At 38.0% G+C, this 14,101-nt stretch carries 12 protein-coding genes and 1 pseudogene; 5 read left to right on the top strand and 8 right to left on the bottom strand.

Annotated elements, in window-relative coordinates; all coding sequences use genetic code 11:
- Positions 1-133 precede the first annotated feature (133 nt).
- The 3 genes from MKY06_RS08230 (at position 134) to MKY06_RS08220 (ending at position 1,200) form a co-directional block, all read left to right on the top strand.
- Positions 134-328, top strand: coding sequence for a hypothetical protein (locus MKY06_RS08230; protein ID WP_223268922.1), 195 nt, complete (start codon positions 134-136; stop codon positions 326-328).
- A 186-nt stretch (positions 329-514) separates the two neighbouring features.
- On the top strand, positions 515-736 hold the full coding sequence (locus tag MKY06_RS08225) for a Type 1 glutamine amidotransferase-like domain-containing protein (protein ID WP_223268923.1): 222 nt from the start codon (positions 515-517) through the stop codon (positions 734-736).
- Positions 737-774: 38 nt separating this feature from the next.
- Positions 775-1,200, top strand: coding sequence for a hypothetical protein (locus MKY06_RS08220; RefSeq protein WP_225519245.1), 426 nt, complete (start codon positions 775-777; stop codon positions 1,198-1,200).
- A gap of 28 nt (positions 1,201-1,228) precedes the next feature.
- Here the strand turns inward: MKY06_RS08220 and MKY06_RS08215 are convergent, their stop codons facing one another.
- From MKY06_RS08215 to MKY06_RS08200, 4 genes are all read right to left on the bottom strand, one after another.
- A complete protein-coding gene (locus MKY06_RS08215; RefSeq protein WP_029324278.1) occupies positions 1,229-3,274 on the bottom strand; it encodes a sigma 54-interacting transcriptional regulator in 2,046 nt (681 codons plus the stop codon).
- Between the two features lie 218 nt (positions 3,275-3,492).
- The gene (locus MKY06_RS08210) at positions 3,493-6,063 is read right to left on the bottom strand and encodes a cyanophycinase (protein WP_025601402.1); all 2,571 of its coding nucleotides are present in this window, start codon (positions 6,061-6,063) and stop codon (positions 3,493-3,495) included.
- Positions 6,064-6,171: 108 nt separating this feature from the next.
- Complete coding sequence (gene iadA, locus MKY06_RS08205; protein WP_013056329.1) at positions 6,172-7,344, bottom strand: beta-aspartyl-peptidase; 1,173 nt, start codon at positions 7,342-7,344, stop codon at positions 6,172-6,174.
- A 63-nt stretch (positions 7,345-7,407) separates the two neighbouring features.
- Positions 7,408-8,829 carry a YfcC family protein gene (locus tag MKY06_RS08200; protein ID WP_016763618.1) on the bottom strand — a complete coding sequence of 474 codons (1,422 nt, stop codon included), beginning with the start codon at positions 8,827-8,829 and terminating at the stop codon, positions 7,408-7,410.
- Positions 8,830-9,285: 456 nt separating this feature from the next.
- Between MKY06_RS08200 and MKY06_RS08195 the strand changes: the two are divergent.
- Both MKY06_RS08195 and MKY06_RS08190 read left to right on the top strand, forming a co-directional pair.
- Positions 9,286-9,993 (top strand): annotated as a pseudogene (locus MKY06_RS08195) (isocitrate/isopropylmalate family dehydrogenase); the annotation flags it as partial.
- A gap of 33 nt (positions 9,994-10,026) precedes the next feature.
- A complete protein-coding gene (locus tag MKY06_RS08190; protein WP_025601398.1) occupies positions 10,027-10,965 on the top strand; it encodes a nucleoside hydrolase in 939 nt (312 codons plus the stop codon).
- An 88-nt stretch (positions 10,966-11,053) separates the two neighbouring features.
- On the opposite strand, the gene MKY06_RS08185 is transcribed toward MKY06_RS08190, so the two are convergent.
- From MKY06_RS08185 to hutI, 4 genes are all read right to left on the bottom strand, one after another.
- Positions 11,054-11,218, bottom strand: a complete 165-nt coding sequence (locus tag MKY06_RS08185; RefSeq protein WP_170959567.1) for a hypothetical protein — start codon at positions 11,216-11,218, stop codon at positions 11,054-11,056.
- Between the two features lie 3 nt (positions 11,219-11,221).
- Positions 11,222-11,653 carry a MarR family winged helix-turn-helix transcriptional regulator gene (locus MKY06_RS08180; protein ID WP_025601395.1) on the bottom strand — a complete coding sequence of 144 codons (432 nt, stop codon included), beginning with the start codon at positions 11,651-11,653 and terminating at the stop codon, positions 11,222-11,224.
- 190 nt (positions 11,654-11,843) lie between these two features.
- Positions 11,844-12,827, bottom strand: coding sequence for an agmatinase family protein (locus MKY06_RS08175; RefSeq protein WP_025601393.1), 984 nt, complete (start codon positions 12,825-12,827; stop codon positions 11,844-11,846).
- Positions 12,802-14,091: an imidazolonepropionase gene (hutI, locus tag MKY06_RS08170; RefSeq protein ID WP_025601392.1), complete on the bottom strand. Its 1,290-nt coding sequence runs from the start codon at positions 14,089-14,091 to the stop codon at positions 12,802-12,804. The genes MKY06_RS08175 and hutI overlap by 26 nt, the downstream gene beginning before the upstream one ends.
- Between the last annotated feature and the right edge of the window lie 10 nt (positions 14,092-14,101).

Genomic DNA, 14,101 nt, shown 5'->3' with positions numbered 1-14,101 from the left:
TGACTCATAAATAACCTATATTACACATAGAGCTTTAAAAAAAATTCTTCTTTCACTGTTTTGCCGGTGTTCAATAAGTTGGTATAAAACTTGCATGTTTATCTATGAACTCCTATTAAAGGAGGAGAACTTTATGAAAAAAGCTGAACGTAAAAAAACATTAAAAAGCAGGTCATTACTTGTGCTGTTCTCGCGGCATCTCTTTTACTTCCAATCTCCACTTCCGCTGCTTCTGCACCTTACACGTTTTATCAAGTCGGAAGTACCGCAGACAAAGCGACTAGTACAAGCTTTGGACAAGTCTATATGGGAGGAAGCACCGATGTAGATGAAGCGTTCAAATGGATGATTCAAAAGGCAAACGGCGGAGATTTTTTGGTTATAAGAGCGACGGGTACTGACGCCTATAATTCATATATCTATGACCTAGCAAAAAGTATAGATAAGCCCCTTAACTCTGTTAGCACAATTGTCGTTGATGATTTAATAAGAGCAGGCTCAGACTCTTCTTTGATTGATAAAATTAACAAAGCAGAAGGTATTTTTTTTTGCTGGAGGCAATCAAGCTGATTACGTAGATTTCTTAGAAGGCTCCCCGGCTCTTACAGCATTAAATAACCGTATTACGCAGGGCATTCCTTTTGGAGGAACGAGTGCCGGCACCATGATTCAAGGTGATCACATTTATTATTCTATCTCAGCAGGCTCTACAACTTTAGATTCGAAACAGCGCTAAACAACCCGTATAGTTCTCTTATTTCTTTTACAGATTATTTGATTCAAACACCGCATAATAACAACAGTCAAACAGACACTCACTTTGAACAACAAGATAGAATGGGGCGCTTTTTAACATTTCTTGCACGTAATATCCAAGACGGAGAAGAAACTGGAACAAGCGCAAAAGGAATTGCTGTTAATGAACAGTCAGCACTGTTGGTAGAAAAAGATGGTTCAGCTAAAGTAGCAACACAGCCAGGCTCTACAAATGCTGCTGTTTATCTGGGTAAAACAAATAAGGTGCCTACTACTTGTATAAGCGGTCAGCCTCTGACGTTTAATAATATTTCTATCTATAAACTATTTAATGGCAGCACTTTTAATCTTTCCACTTGGACAGGTTCTGGAGGATTAGCTTATACTTTAAACGTAAACGCCGAGTTTATGACTACATTATTTTATAAAAAAAGGGAAGCTTAATTAGTTAAGTTTCCCTTTCCCCTGTATATCAAGGATGAATCAAGTGCTGTTTTGTTTTTAAATGATATAGATAATGCAGTCCTTTTTCTGTTATTTTTGTTCCTGCTCTGCCTCTGCGCTTTATAATATACTCTTTTTCTTCTAGTACATCTAAACGATTTCTCACCTGCTGTTCTGTAAGAATAAAGCCTTTTAAATGCTGTGTAATCCACTTTCTGCTTGCTGCTTTTCCTGTATCATTACACTGTTTTATCGTTTCTAACAGAGCATGATTTTCTTGAAGTTCAATCAAGTCCAACGATTCATTTTCAATTTCATACAAAGAATGATCCTCTTTTTGACTACTAAGCCTATATTCTACGTCTTTTGCTTTCACTTCGTTTTCATCACAGACGGTAAGCAAATACTCAATGACTCCTTTTAATTCTCTTATATTTCCTAACCATTCATATTCGATAAGCAGCTTCATCGCTTCTGGATGGATATGCGTCCACGTTTTCGATTTAGAAATAAAATGATGAATGAGTAAAGGAATATCGGTTCTTCTATATCTTAAAGGAGGAATGGTTAAAGATAATACATGTAAACGATAGTATAAATCTTCTCGAAACACACCTTCTTTCATTTTATGTATTAAATTGTTGTGAGTGGCTGCTATTATCCTTACATTGATAGGAATTACTCTTGTGCCTCCTACCCGCCTAATTTCTTTTTCTTGAAGCACTCTTAAAAGCTGGGTCTGCAAACGCGGACTGATATCACCAATTTCATCTAGAAAGATCGTGCCTTTATCAGCGCTCTCGAACAGCCCTTTTTTACCGCCTTTTTGCGCTCCTGTAAAGCTGGCTTCTTCGTACCCAAACAGCTCGCTTTCTAGCAGCGTATCAGTCATGGCACTGCAGTTAACGGCAAGAAACGGTCCATTTTTACGTGTAGAATAATTGTGGATAGCCTGAGCAAACAGCTCTTTCCCTGTACCGGTTTCTCCTTGAATTAAAATAGGATACTCAGTAACCGCCATTTTTCGGGAAATTCCAATCGTTTTAAGCAAAGCTGGGTGTTCTCCTATAATATCTTGATAGTTATACTTAGCAGAAAAACCGTTTTTTCTAAGTTCTGACTGCGCTTTCCCTTCTATTTCAACAGCTTGATTAACACTTTTAAACGTTGCTACAGTAGTATTGCTTTCGTGAATCATTGACTTATAGATAACCATTTCGTATCCGTTTATGTTAAAGTACTGACTTTTCTCGTCCGACAAAGTAATAAACTCCACAAGGCCTTCGTCGAAAATTACATTTTGAATTTCATGATCTACAACATCAGAAGAAGATAGCTGAAACAATGATTCTAACCTTTTATTAAATAACGTAATTCTTTTATTGAAATCCACGGCAAGAATACCATCTTCAACTACATTTACAACACTTTTTACATGCAGGTGAAGTTCTTTCATTTGCCCCTCTGCTTCTATTAGTTTTTTTTGCAGCACAATGATGTTTCGCAAATAGCGATCCCAAATAATTGAATGATTAGACTGATTAAAACCAAATGATTTTATAAGTTCAAAAATGGTAGCCATGTCAAAAAGCCTAACGCCTATATCAATTACATGTTTTACATATGGCGGGCACAAGTGAACCTCACCTGGAGAAACAGCAATTTCAACCCCTTCGTAATAGGTCTTTTGCTTTTTAAAAGGAATAAACTGAACATGATTAATCCCTACTTGATAGAGAGACTCTATTAACTTAAGAGTTTCTTTATCATCATCGTTTACAATTAACACCTTTGTATGGGCAGGGATTTTCAGCAATTCATTTATATGTTTATGGTGAATCGTTCTATTTCCTACAATTTCATGTGCATGCTGAACGTCTAATCTGTCCTTCATTTCGTGCTTTATACTCTCCGATGAATAAAGGACAACATCGCCATCAATTTTTCCGGGTAATTCTTCATCAATCGCAAAGCATTCAATAGAAATGTAATCTCCTAACAACTCTTTTAATTGATTATGTAAAATGATTCTAGTTTGCTTGCTTCCTGTTATTAAAACTAATTTCTTTTTCATTGTATGGACACCTTTCTACAGGCCTTTAACTTGACTTGCCTTCAGAGATTAGTTTATGGAATATATACCTATCATTTTATACTTTGCTGCGCATTTCATCTAGCGGACGTTTGTCCCTATTACAAATAAAACAAGTAGAAAAAAGAACCTCCACTTCAATAGATGGAGGCACGCTATGTCAAAGCTCTACATGCATTTAATTACTTTCTGTTTTCTTTTTATTTAATAGCTACTTTTATTGGTTTGATATCTAACGTAACTTTCACAATGGAATAATCGTCTTTTTGACCGTCTGTATAAGCCCAATAACCATTGCTTTCAGCGCTTTTTCGGAAGGTAAGCTCAAAACCTTTGTTTTGGTTAAACGCATAGCTCTTTATTTCTTTACTCTGGGCATTATCAATAAGATCGTAAGCCAAAAATTTTCTTAATACACCGTGCGGAGAGAAAAGACCCGTGTTCGGCCCAATCTTTTCACTGTAGTATTCATTTTTTCTAGTAGATGTTTTAGCTGGGTTTATTACGATCTCTTTTGTTGTCATATTTACTTTGTCGCCTGGCGTAATACAAGAGATAAGAATATTTTTGTAATCACTCGGAAATTTGTCATTTGCCTGTACCTTCGCTAAGTCAACTAGCGTAATGCCGCCTCTTCCCACAACTTCTATTTGTTTTTCTTTATTATTTACTACCATAGCAGTATCTTCATCAATTCCGTAAGAAAGCTGATTTTTATTTCCTTTTTCATATGCTGTTGCAATAAGACGTCCGAGTCTTGCTTTGTTGTCAAAATGCTGATCTACAAGACCGTATTGGAAAAAGCCAAGACCTTTTTCCAAATAAGCAGGCCCGCCTTCTTGCTGAGTCATATCATCGTATGTGTCTGTAAATCCGTATGAAAGCGCTCCGTAGCTATCTCCGCCTGCGAGCATAGTATTACTCATAATCGCCGCGCCGGCGCTCGTACCGCCAAGTACTGCTCCATTTTTGTACGTATGCCATATGGCTTGTAAAACTTTTGAGTCCGAACCATTTTCATTACGCAGCGAGCCCGTAATCAAGGTTTGATCTCCTCCTACAAACCAAATGCCTGTTAGCCCTTTAACTTTTTGCGCTAGTTTATCACTATTCATATTTGCTTTCCAATTCGACTCATTTTCAGAAGTTCCTTTAAAGTCATGGTTTGAAATAGGTAAAACTTCTATATTTTCTGCCTTCATTCCGTACTTAATTAAATCTTCTTTAAAATGACTAGAGGAATCAAACTTAGTACTCGCTGCAGGCACAATTCCTATTTTGGCCTGTTTTCCTCCTGCAAGATTAATAAACTTGTTATACACGCTTGAATTGCTGCTGCCAAGTGCTCCTCCTGCAATTAAGAGATTACCTTTAATCGAATCGTATACAGGACTTTCAGATGGAGAAAAGGTAGATTTTTTATAAGTTAAACTAGTTTCTTTATCCGGCTGGAATTTAACGGTTTTGGGCGTAATATCCATTCCTACATTTACGATGGAATAATCATCTTTTTGTCCGTCAGTATATCTCCAGTAGCCGTTTGTATCACTATTCTTTCGAAAAGCAATTTCATATCCCCACCCTTGACTGTCATAAACATAGCTGTTGGCAGATTTCATCGATTCATTGTCAACAAGAGAATAGGATAAATAAGCCTTTAATCTTCCATATGGCGTAAAAACACCCGTAGCAGGCAGTGCGTTAAAGGAATAATATTCAAATCCCTTCGTTTCTACTTTATCTTTTGGAAATTCAAATGACTTTAAATGATAGTTAATTTTATCTCCAGGAGATAAGTAACTAACTTTTATGTTCTCTAAACCTGAACGCGCTTTTTGCTTAGATACAAAGCTCGAAGCTGATTTTAGCTTAGCCTTGCTCATGTCTAATACAGCTACTCCGCTTCGTCCAACGACTTCAATTTTTTGATCTTTATTATTAACGACCATAGCCGTATCTTCGTCCACACCGTATGCAAAGTTTTGTTCTTTGTCGCGTTCAGAATTATACGCAGCTACTGCAAGTCGCCCAAGTCGTGCTCGTTCATCCATATGCTGATCGATTATGCCATGTTGGAAAAAACCCAGCCCCTTTTGAACTGATAAAGGCTCGTACTCTTTTTTACCGTCTTCCCCTTCATTTACATGCTTATTTGCCTTGTTTCCTATACTTTCTTTTAAAGCTCCTAGACTGTCTCCCCCCGTAATCATGACGTCACTCATAATTGCAGCTCCTGCACTTGTACCTCCAATTACTGCTCCTTTACGATAAATATCCCAAATAGCTTTTAACGCTTCGGAATCGCTTCCATTATTTTGCCGAAGGGAATCTACAATTTTTGTTTGGTCTCCTCCAACAAACCAAACTGCCGTTAGTCCTTTAATTGTACCGGATAACTTCTTATCGTTTACTTGGCTCTTCCAAGTTGATTCATCCCTTTGTGTGTCAGAAAAATCGTGATTTGAAACGGGAAGTATCTGAATAGAATCTGAGTTTACTCCGTATTTCACGAGATCTTTCTTAAACTTTTCAGAAGACTGCAGCGTTGTGCTAGCAGCTGGAATAATCCCTATTTTGGCTTTTTCTTTTCCTCCAGCAAGCGAGAGGAATTTTTCATATATGTCGTGATTAGATGTTCCTACACCTCCGCCTGCAATAACAAGGTTGCCTTTAATGTCCTGAGTATTGTCTTGTGCTTTTGCAAGCAGCGGTGTACTCAAAGAAGAAAGTAATGTAAAGCTGATCAGACATGAAACAAGTTTCTTTTTCATTGGAATGCCCCTTTTCACGCAAATTTCAATAGCTCTTTCTAATTAGCTCATATCCTTTCCACAATACGTTCGTTAAATGATGCTTCGCTGCTTAGATCCTAAAATCTGTTATTCAAACGTTCCTTTCACAAGAGGAACACCATCTTTTAGCATCATCTTACCTTGAGCAAAAACTGTTTTAATCGTTAGCGTCTCTTTATCTAAAAGGACTAAATCTGCATCTTTTCCAGGTTGAATATGCCCTTTATTGTACAATTTTAATACTTTAGCAGGGTTAGAGGTAATAACTTGAAGAGCTGTTTCTAAAGGTACTGATTCCTCTAATACTGCATCTCGTACTTCTTGAAATAAAGAAGACACTTTTCCAACTTGAAGACCTTTATAATCTCCGTTATCATCAAAAAACGGCAGGCTCGCGTTTCCATCGGATGAAAACGTAATACTTGAGATCGGAACTTCTTCTTCAAGCATGATGCGTAACCCTTTGCTGCACTTCACTTCCCCTTCTTCTAAAAAATGGGGAATGGTGCTAGTCGTCAAATCTACATATCCGCCTCGTTTTGCAAATTGAATTCCTTCTTTAAACAGCTCTTCATTTCGATTAATGTGTGTAGGATGAAATTGACGAATTGGCAGGTCTGTTTTATCTGCAATTTGATTTAATAAAGATAATTTTCGTTCTCCATCTCCTACGTGAACTTCTAATATTCCAGCTTTTCCTGATAAAATCCCTCCATTGCGGGCAGCGGAAGCCACCTTTACCAGTTCTTCAAATGTCGGTTCAGAGGAACGGTGGTCAGAGATCGCAATTTCACCTACTCCAATAATTTTATCAATTAAAATAAGATCTTCCTCGATGCTGCTGGTTAACGTTTTTACCGGTATTTGATAGGAACCTGTGTGAATGAAACAGCTAATCCCTTCTTCTTCTAATCCTCTTGCTTTGGCCAGAAGATTTTCCATTCTTCTTGTTGTACCGTCTGTTCCAAGTACACCTACAATAGTTGTAACACCGGCAGTCGTTGCATCGGTTAACATTAGTTCAGGAGTGCGTGTTTTATATCCACCTTCTCCTCCTCCACCAATAATATGAACATGTGAGTCAATGAAGCCTGGAGCTATAATGTGATTAGCGGCGTCTACAACATCAATAGGAATGGACGTATTTAAATGCTCAATATAATCTTTTATAAGGATGATTTTGCTGTCTGCAAGTAATACGTCTTTTTTTCCTAAAGGCTGTGGTGCATATACTTCTGCGTTTTTGATTAAGGTTAACAACTTCTATTCCTCCTACTAGTAAGCTCGACTTGCGAATAATATTTTTCTATATAATTTTAATGCTTAAAATGGTCCGTAATTGATAAAATAAGCAATCACAACGGCTATTAGACCAATCACATATTGAATAAGGACTAACGGCAGCACCCATTTTGCCCACTTTGTCCATGAAATTCCCGCAATCGCTAAGCCAGCCATTAATGTTCCAGCCGTCGGGAAAATAATGTTTCCGATGCCGTCTGCAAAAGAAAAAGATAATACTGCTGTTTGTCTTGTAATATCAAGCAAATCTGCAAGCGGTGTCATGATTGGCATTGTCAGCATCGCATGACCTGTTCCAGATGCTAAAATAAGGTGAATCAGCGCTTGGAAGTTGTAGATTCCAATGACGCTTAAATATCCCGGAATATGTTGAATGGCTCCAGATACTTGATGAAGCATAGGATCTACAATATGACCTTCATTCAAAACAACAAGAACAGCACGAGAAACTCCGATAACTAGCGCTCCTCCAACTAATGCTGCTGCCCCGTTTGTAAACGACTTAACTGTATTTTCAACAGACAGTCTCCCAATAACCCCAATCACAATAGTCAAAATGACAAACAGAGAGGCAATTTCGGTAATGTACCACTTATACTTAATAACCCCAAAAGCAAGAATTACATAGTTAACAAGAAATGCTGCCATAATCCATTTATGCTTTCTAGTTAACTTTGCATCTGAGTTTAAGAGTTTATTTGCATTAGTTATGCTGTATTTTCCGTATGTTCCAATCGAAGGACTTTTTTTAACTTTCATTGCATATCGGTAGACAAACCATACTGAAACAGCGTAAACAACTACGAATAAGATAAGGCGAAAGCCCATTCCAGAAAACATAGGAAGCTCTGCTACTCCTTGTGCAACACCCACTGTAAACGGATTCATAACGGCCGTAGTAAAACCAGCTGATGCTCCAATTAAAACAATGGCAGTTCCCGTTAATGCGTCGAACCCAAGAGCAAGTGCCAGCGGAATTAAAAGAGGAATATAGGCTAGCGTTTCTTCCGCCATTCCCATTAAAGATCCTCCTACCGCAAAAAATAGCATCATAACAGGAATTAATAACTTTTCTCGGGTAGCAAGCTTTTTAGCCATCGTTGTAATTAATACATCTACTGTACCCGTAGCACTTAGTACACCAAAGAAACCGCCAATAATTAATACAAAAAAGATAATGTCGGCTCCTTCTACCATTCCTGTATGTATCGCTTTGACCATATCAAAGAATCCAACTGGCGTAGAATCAATCCATTTAAACGACTGAGGATCTACCGTTGTTCGTCCGTCTACTTCTACACGTGCGTATTCTCCGGCTGGCAAGATATACGTTAAAATAGTAGCAATCACAAGAAAGCCTAACAATAAAGCAAAAACGTTTATTTTCCTCTCTTTTTTCCTTACCTGATTTAATGAACTCATTTCTTTTTGCGGTTCACTCATTCTTCTTCTCCCCTTCATTGTGAAATAATAACTTTAAACAGACTTCTCGTTCTTTAAAAGCAGCTTCCTTATCTGCAACTACATATTGCTCCTTTCTTTTGTATTCCTCATATACAGTACAAGCAATTTTCGTGCCAACGGATAACCGTTTAATTTTCTGAATTATGATATAATTAAATCATGTTTTAGGTGGTAATTGGGTGTTTTTTTAAATTTAATATCACCAATTAAGAAGCTGTTTAATAGAAAATCTGGAGCACGAAGCATTAGCTAGTTCTTTTTAAAAAAAGCAGCAAAAAGAAAGATAAAAGAATTTAATCTATAAACATAAAAAATACGATTTTATTATTGTCTTTCCTTTAAGTAGATTAATACTATAAAACTTCAATCTATTTATAAAAGCATTGCGCATAATGAAAGGGTGTTCAAATCAATGACTGTTTATCGTATAGGGGTATTGGCCGGCAAAATACAGAAGGATTTTGTGCCGATCGTAATATGTTTTCTGGACACGGGGAATGGCAAATCACAAAAGACGTTGTGGTGACATCGGGCGTATTTACGCGAAAAGCCGTAGAAAGAATTGCGCATGAAGCTTTTGCATTGGCTATGCAGCGTCGTAAAAAAGTAACAATCGTACATAAAGCAAATGTTTTAAGATTAAGTACCGGACTATTTCTAAACGTTTGTCGAGAAGTAGCTGAGCAATATCCTGAAGTAAAAGTGGACGACTATCATATTGATGCTATGGCTGCTCATCTAGTACGCCGTGCAGCCGATTTTGATGTCATTGTAACCGAAAACATATACGGTGATATTCTTTCAGATTTAGCCGGCGAGCTTGTAGGGAGCTTAGAATTAGCCCCTTCTCTTAATGCAAATGAACATATGGCTATGGCACAAGCAGCTCATGGTTCTGCGCCAGATATCGCAGGTTTGAACATAGCAAACCCAACCGGTATTATTTCTTCGGGGATTATGCTACTGAGATGGCTGGCTGAAAAACATACGGATCACAAACTTCCAGAAGTGGCTGCTACAGTAGACTGCGCTCTTTATCAAACGCTCCAAGATGAAGTGAAAACAAAAGATTTAGGCGGACATGCCTCTACGTCGGATTTTACAGAAGCTATTTTAGATAGAGTAAATTCCCTGCAAAAATAACATTAATTTATCCATTCTATAGAGGTGACAATAATGAAAAAAAGAAAGATTATTATGGACTGTGACCCAGGTCATGATGATGCCATTGCAATTATTTTAGCTGTTGCACAACCAGGATTAGATATTTTAGGGATTACAACTGTTTCAGGAAACGCAGAAATAGAAAAAACGACGCTGAATGCTTTGAAGGTGTGTGATTTAGTATCGTTACATAACGTGAGTGTTTCAAAAGGAGCAAGCGAACCAATGATGCGCAGACGTGAAAACGCGCCTAGTATACACGGTGATTCAGGATTAGACGGCCCTGAGTTCCCGGCTCTCTCTCGCAGCTGGAGCGAAGAACACGGAGTAGATACTATTATACGAATGGTCAAAGAGTCAGAAGATCCCGTTACGCTTTTGCCTACCGGTCCATTAACGAACATTGCTTTAGCTTTAATAAAAGCTCCAGAAATTAAAGAAAATATTGAAGAGATTATCCTTATGGGCGGCGGAACCTTCGGGAACTGGACGCCAACAGCTGAGTTTAATATTTGGGCAGATCCAGAAGCGGCTAAAAAAGTGTTTGATAGCGGCATTCCACTGATAGTAATGGGGTTAGATATTACGCATCAAGCCGTTGCAACAGATAATGTTATTAACCAAGTGATGAACATTGATAATAACGTAGCAAAAAAGGTGGGTGAATTATTAGCATTTTTTAAATCTACTTATAAAGAAACGTTTGGCTTTGATGGTCCTCCTGTTCACGATGTATTAACCGTTGCTTATTGCATAGCTCCAGAACTATTTACGCTAAAGGAAGTTAATATTGTGGTAGAAACACGCGGAGAATACACGGCTGGAACGACTTCAGTTGATTTGCTTGGAGTTACAGGAAGGAAAGCAAATGCGAAGTTTGGTTTAACCCTTGATGTGGATGGATTTTGGGATCTGATGCTTGAAGCTCTTAAATCATATTCAGCTTCGTAATGTTCATTTAGAAAATAAACTTTATAAACGAGAGGCAGCACCATAGCTGAGTTGGTGACTTGCTGGTGCTGTCTTACGTTTATTCATACTATCTAGCTGTTCTTTTCGCTTTTTGATTGAGCATTACCGTAATGATTGAAGCAACAATAACACCTGTAATTAAACAGTTGGATAGATCTTTATAAATTACTCCCATTACTGTCCCGCCTATAACGCCTACACTAATAAGTGAAATTCGCTCTCTTTGATTCATGATTTATCCCTCCATCTTTTTTAATAAAACATTTAATTTATGAAGAGCGAAGTGCAGGTCTAATTGCTCTTCTTCATTTAACTTCGCAAGATTTGTATGAAAGTTACTATAAATCCCTCTCCATTTTTCTTCTTGAATACTTTTTCCTTTAGACGTTAATGAGACTAAAACTGCACGCTTATCTCGCGGATCAGGCATTTTGATTAAATATCCTTCATTTTCTAATTCACTTATAACATTCGTTAACTGTTGTTTGGCAATATTTAATCCATTACTAATTTCCTTAATATTCAAATCTCTTTTTTTCATATACATAAATTCAACTACGTGATTTTGTAAATGTGTTAATTTCACTTCATTCCTGTTTAAGTTCTTGAAGTTTTCAAATAAAACCGGTATTAAAGCGATATATTCCTTAGCCAGATTTCCCTTCATAAGATGTCCACCTTCTTTAGTAAATATATTATTACTAAATTCGAATAAAAACAATAAAAATTGTTTATTTTAGTAAAAATATATTTACTAAAATCCATACACACTTCTAAAGTTATTTTATCCCACTCTCAACAATCGTTTATTAATCTTATAAAAATAGCCATATAAAAAAGTAAGGAAGCACACTTCCTTACTTTCTGTTTGCAACGCCCGTTAAAAAATTCAAAAACACGTGTACGCCTGCTTTCACGGTAATTTCTCCTACATCACGCAGCGGATCTAGACATACAATATCCATTGCTTGAACAAGTGGATGACTCCCGGCGGTGTATACTGCTTCAAACAACTCATCTGTCCTCATTCCGCCTGTCGTTCCTGCTGGAACTCCCGGTGCGTAAGCGATATCTAACACGTCCATATCAACTGTTAAATAGATCATGTCTACCTCTTTGCTCAGCTGTTTTAATGCTTCTTTCACGGTATGATTTATTCCTGCTTTTCTTGCTTGCAGTAACGTTACATAATGAACGCCTTTGCTATCTGCATATTCCTTTAACGATTTTGAATTATAAAACCCGTGAAGTCCGATATTCCATACATGAGCTGCATCAATAGTATTGCTTTCGATTAAATTTCGTATAGGGGTTCCGTTAGAAGGACCGTTATCTTCTAAGCTGCGTAAGTCAAAGTGCGTATCAAACTGTAAAATCCCTATTTTCTGTTCGGGATGTGACTCTTTCCACCCTTTTACTAACATAGCTGTAATAGAATGATCGCCTCCAAGCATAATAGGTAGCGCATGCGGATGACATTTCCGCATAGACATCATCGCTTCTTTTATATACTGATGAGACTTCCCTATATCCGTTACGTGCTGTTTGACGTCTCCTAAATCCAACACTGACAAGGAAGTCAAATCCGTATCATACTCAATATGATACGGGTTAAAGGATTTCCAGAGCTTCCTCATGGCCATTGGCGTCTCACTGGCTCCAGAAGCGCTAATGGAAGATCTTGAAAGAGGCACGCCCAAGACCGTAATATCTATCGATGTAAAGTCGACGCTGCTTCCATCTTCAACTGTCTGAATCCAATCACTTACTTTTGGGTCAGGAGTACTTTGACGCTGCCAGCAAAAAGGCGGTCGATCAAGCTGTGGGTACGGATAGTTCATGCAAAACACCGCCTTCAACCACAACTTTTCCATCTTTTAATACCGTGTCTACAAGGTTTACGGCATAGTTATACTGCAGCGTTTGGTAATTGGGAGCGTCAAATAGCACTAAATCGGCTTTTTTACCTACTTCAATACTTCCGATTTGATTCCCTTTGCAAATGGCATGAGCCGCGTTGATCGTACAGGCCGTTAAAACTTCTGCTGGCGTCATCTTCATCGTTAAACAAGCTAAATTCATAATAAACGGCAGCGATTCCGTAGGAGAAGATCCTGGGTTTCGATCTGTAGACAAAGCAACCGGCACTCCTGCTTCGATCATTTCTCTAGCACGCGCCGGCTCTTCCATTAAAAAGAATGCAGTACCCGGCAATAGAACGGCTATAACTCCGCTTTCAGCCATTTGCTTAATTCCTTGATCCGATGCTTTTAACAAATGATCCGCAGACACAGCTCCCACTTTAGCCGCTAATTCTGCCCCGCCAAAAGACACAATTTCATCGGCGTGGATTTTAGGTTTTAGTCCGTATGCTTTTCCAGCTTGTAAAATACGATCTGACTGTTCAACTGTAAACACGCCTTCTTCACAAAATACATCACAAAACTCCGCTAGCTCTTCTTTTGCAACGATTGGTATCATTTCTTCGATAACGAAACGAACAAACTCATCTTCATTTCCTTTGTACTCGACTGGCACCGCATGAGCTCCCATAAAGGTTGAAACAACATCTACTGGATGCTGTTCATTCAGTTTCTTCGCTACTTTTAATTGTTTGATTTCATCTTTAAGATTTAAACCGTACCCGCTTTTGGCTTCAACAGTTGTAACTCCGTACTGCAGAAATTTATTTAAACGTTTTGTAGATTGCTTGATTAGCTCCTCTTCTGTTGCTTGTCGTGTACTAACGGTTGTTTGTAAAATTCCTCCTCCCGCTTTTAAAATATCAATATACTTTGCCCCGTTTAAGCGCATTTCTAATTCTTTTTCACGACTGCCGCCAAACACAAGGTGAGTGTGGGGATCAATCAACCCAGGCGTTACGATTTTTCCTTCGGCATCAATTATATTAATAGGTTCATGGATATGCTCAAGGTATTCCTGCGCTTTGACGTCAGGCCCAACAAATACAATTCTTCCATTTTTCACGAGTACGCTGCCATTTTCAATGATTCCTAGATCTGACATTTCCTCCGCTCGTCTAGGCTGACTTCCTCCTTTAACCGTAATGACTTGTGCAGCGCATTTGATATACGTAATAGTCATACGTATCCCT

Source organism: Priestia sp. FSL P4-0332 (genome assembly GCF_038005845.1).
Taxonomy (GTDB): Bacteria; Bacillota; Bacilli; order Bacillales; family Bacillaceae_H; genus Priestia.
The sequence above is the reverse complement of the archived record's forward strand: the minus strand, read 5'-3'. Positions and strand labels throughout refer to the sequence as shown.

What these genes read in the sequence shown, in the direction of transcription:
- MKY06_RS08190 (WP_025601398.1), top strand. Translation starts at nt 10,027, where the DNA reads ATGAAAAAAAGAAAGATTATTATGGACTGTGACCCAGGTCATGATGAT.
- MKY06_RS08200 (WP_016763618.1), bottom strand. Translation starts at nt 8,829, where the DNA reads ATGAGTGAACCGCAAAAAGAAATGAGTTCATTAAATCAGGTAAGGAAA.
- MKY06_RS08210 (WP_025601402.1), bottom strand. Translation starts at nt 6,063, where the DNA reads ATGAAAAAGAAACTTGTTTCATGTCTGATCAGCTTTACATTACTTTCT.
- MKY06_RS08215 (WP_029324278.1), bottom strand. Translation starts at nt 3,274, where the DNA reads ATGAAAAAGAAATTAGTTTTAATAACAGGAAGCAAGCAAACTAGAATC.
- MKY06_RS08185 (WP_170959567.1), bottom strand. Translation starts at nt 11,218, where the DNA reads ATGAATCAAAGAGAGCGAATTTCACTTATTAGTGTAGGCGTTATAGGC.
- MKY06_RS08175 (WP_025601393.1), bottom strand. Translation starts at nt 12,827, where the DNA reads ATGAACTATCCGTACCCACAGCTTGATCGACCGCCTTTTTGCTGGCAG.
- hutI (WP_025601392.1), bottom strand. Translation starts at nt 14,091, where the DNA reads ATGACTATTACGTATATCAAATGCGCTGCACAAGTCATTACGGTTAAA.
- MKY06_RS08180 (WP_025601395.1), bottom strand. Translation starts at nt 11,653, where the DNA reads ATGAAGGGAAATCTGGCTAAGGAATATATCGCTTTAATACCGGTTTTA.
- MKY06_RS08230 (WP_223268922.1), top strand. Translation starts at nt 134, where the DNA reads ATGAAAAAAGCTGAACGTAAAAAAACATTAAAAAGCAGGTCATTACTT.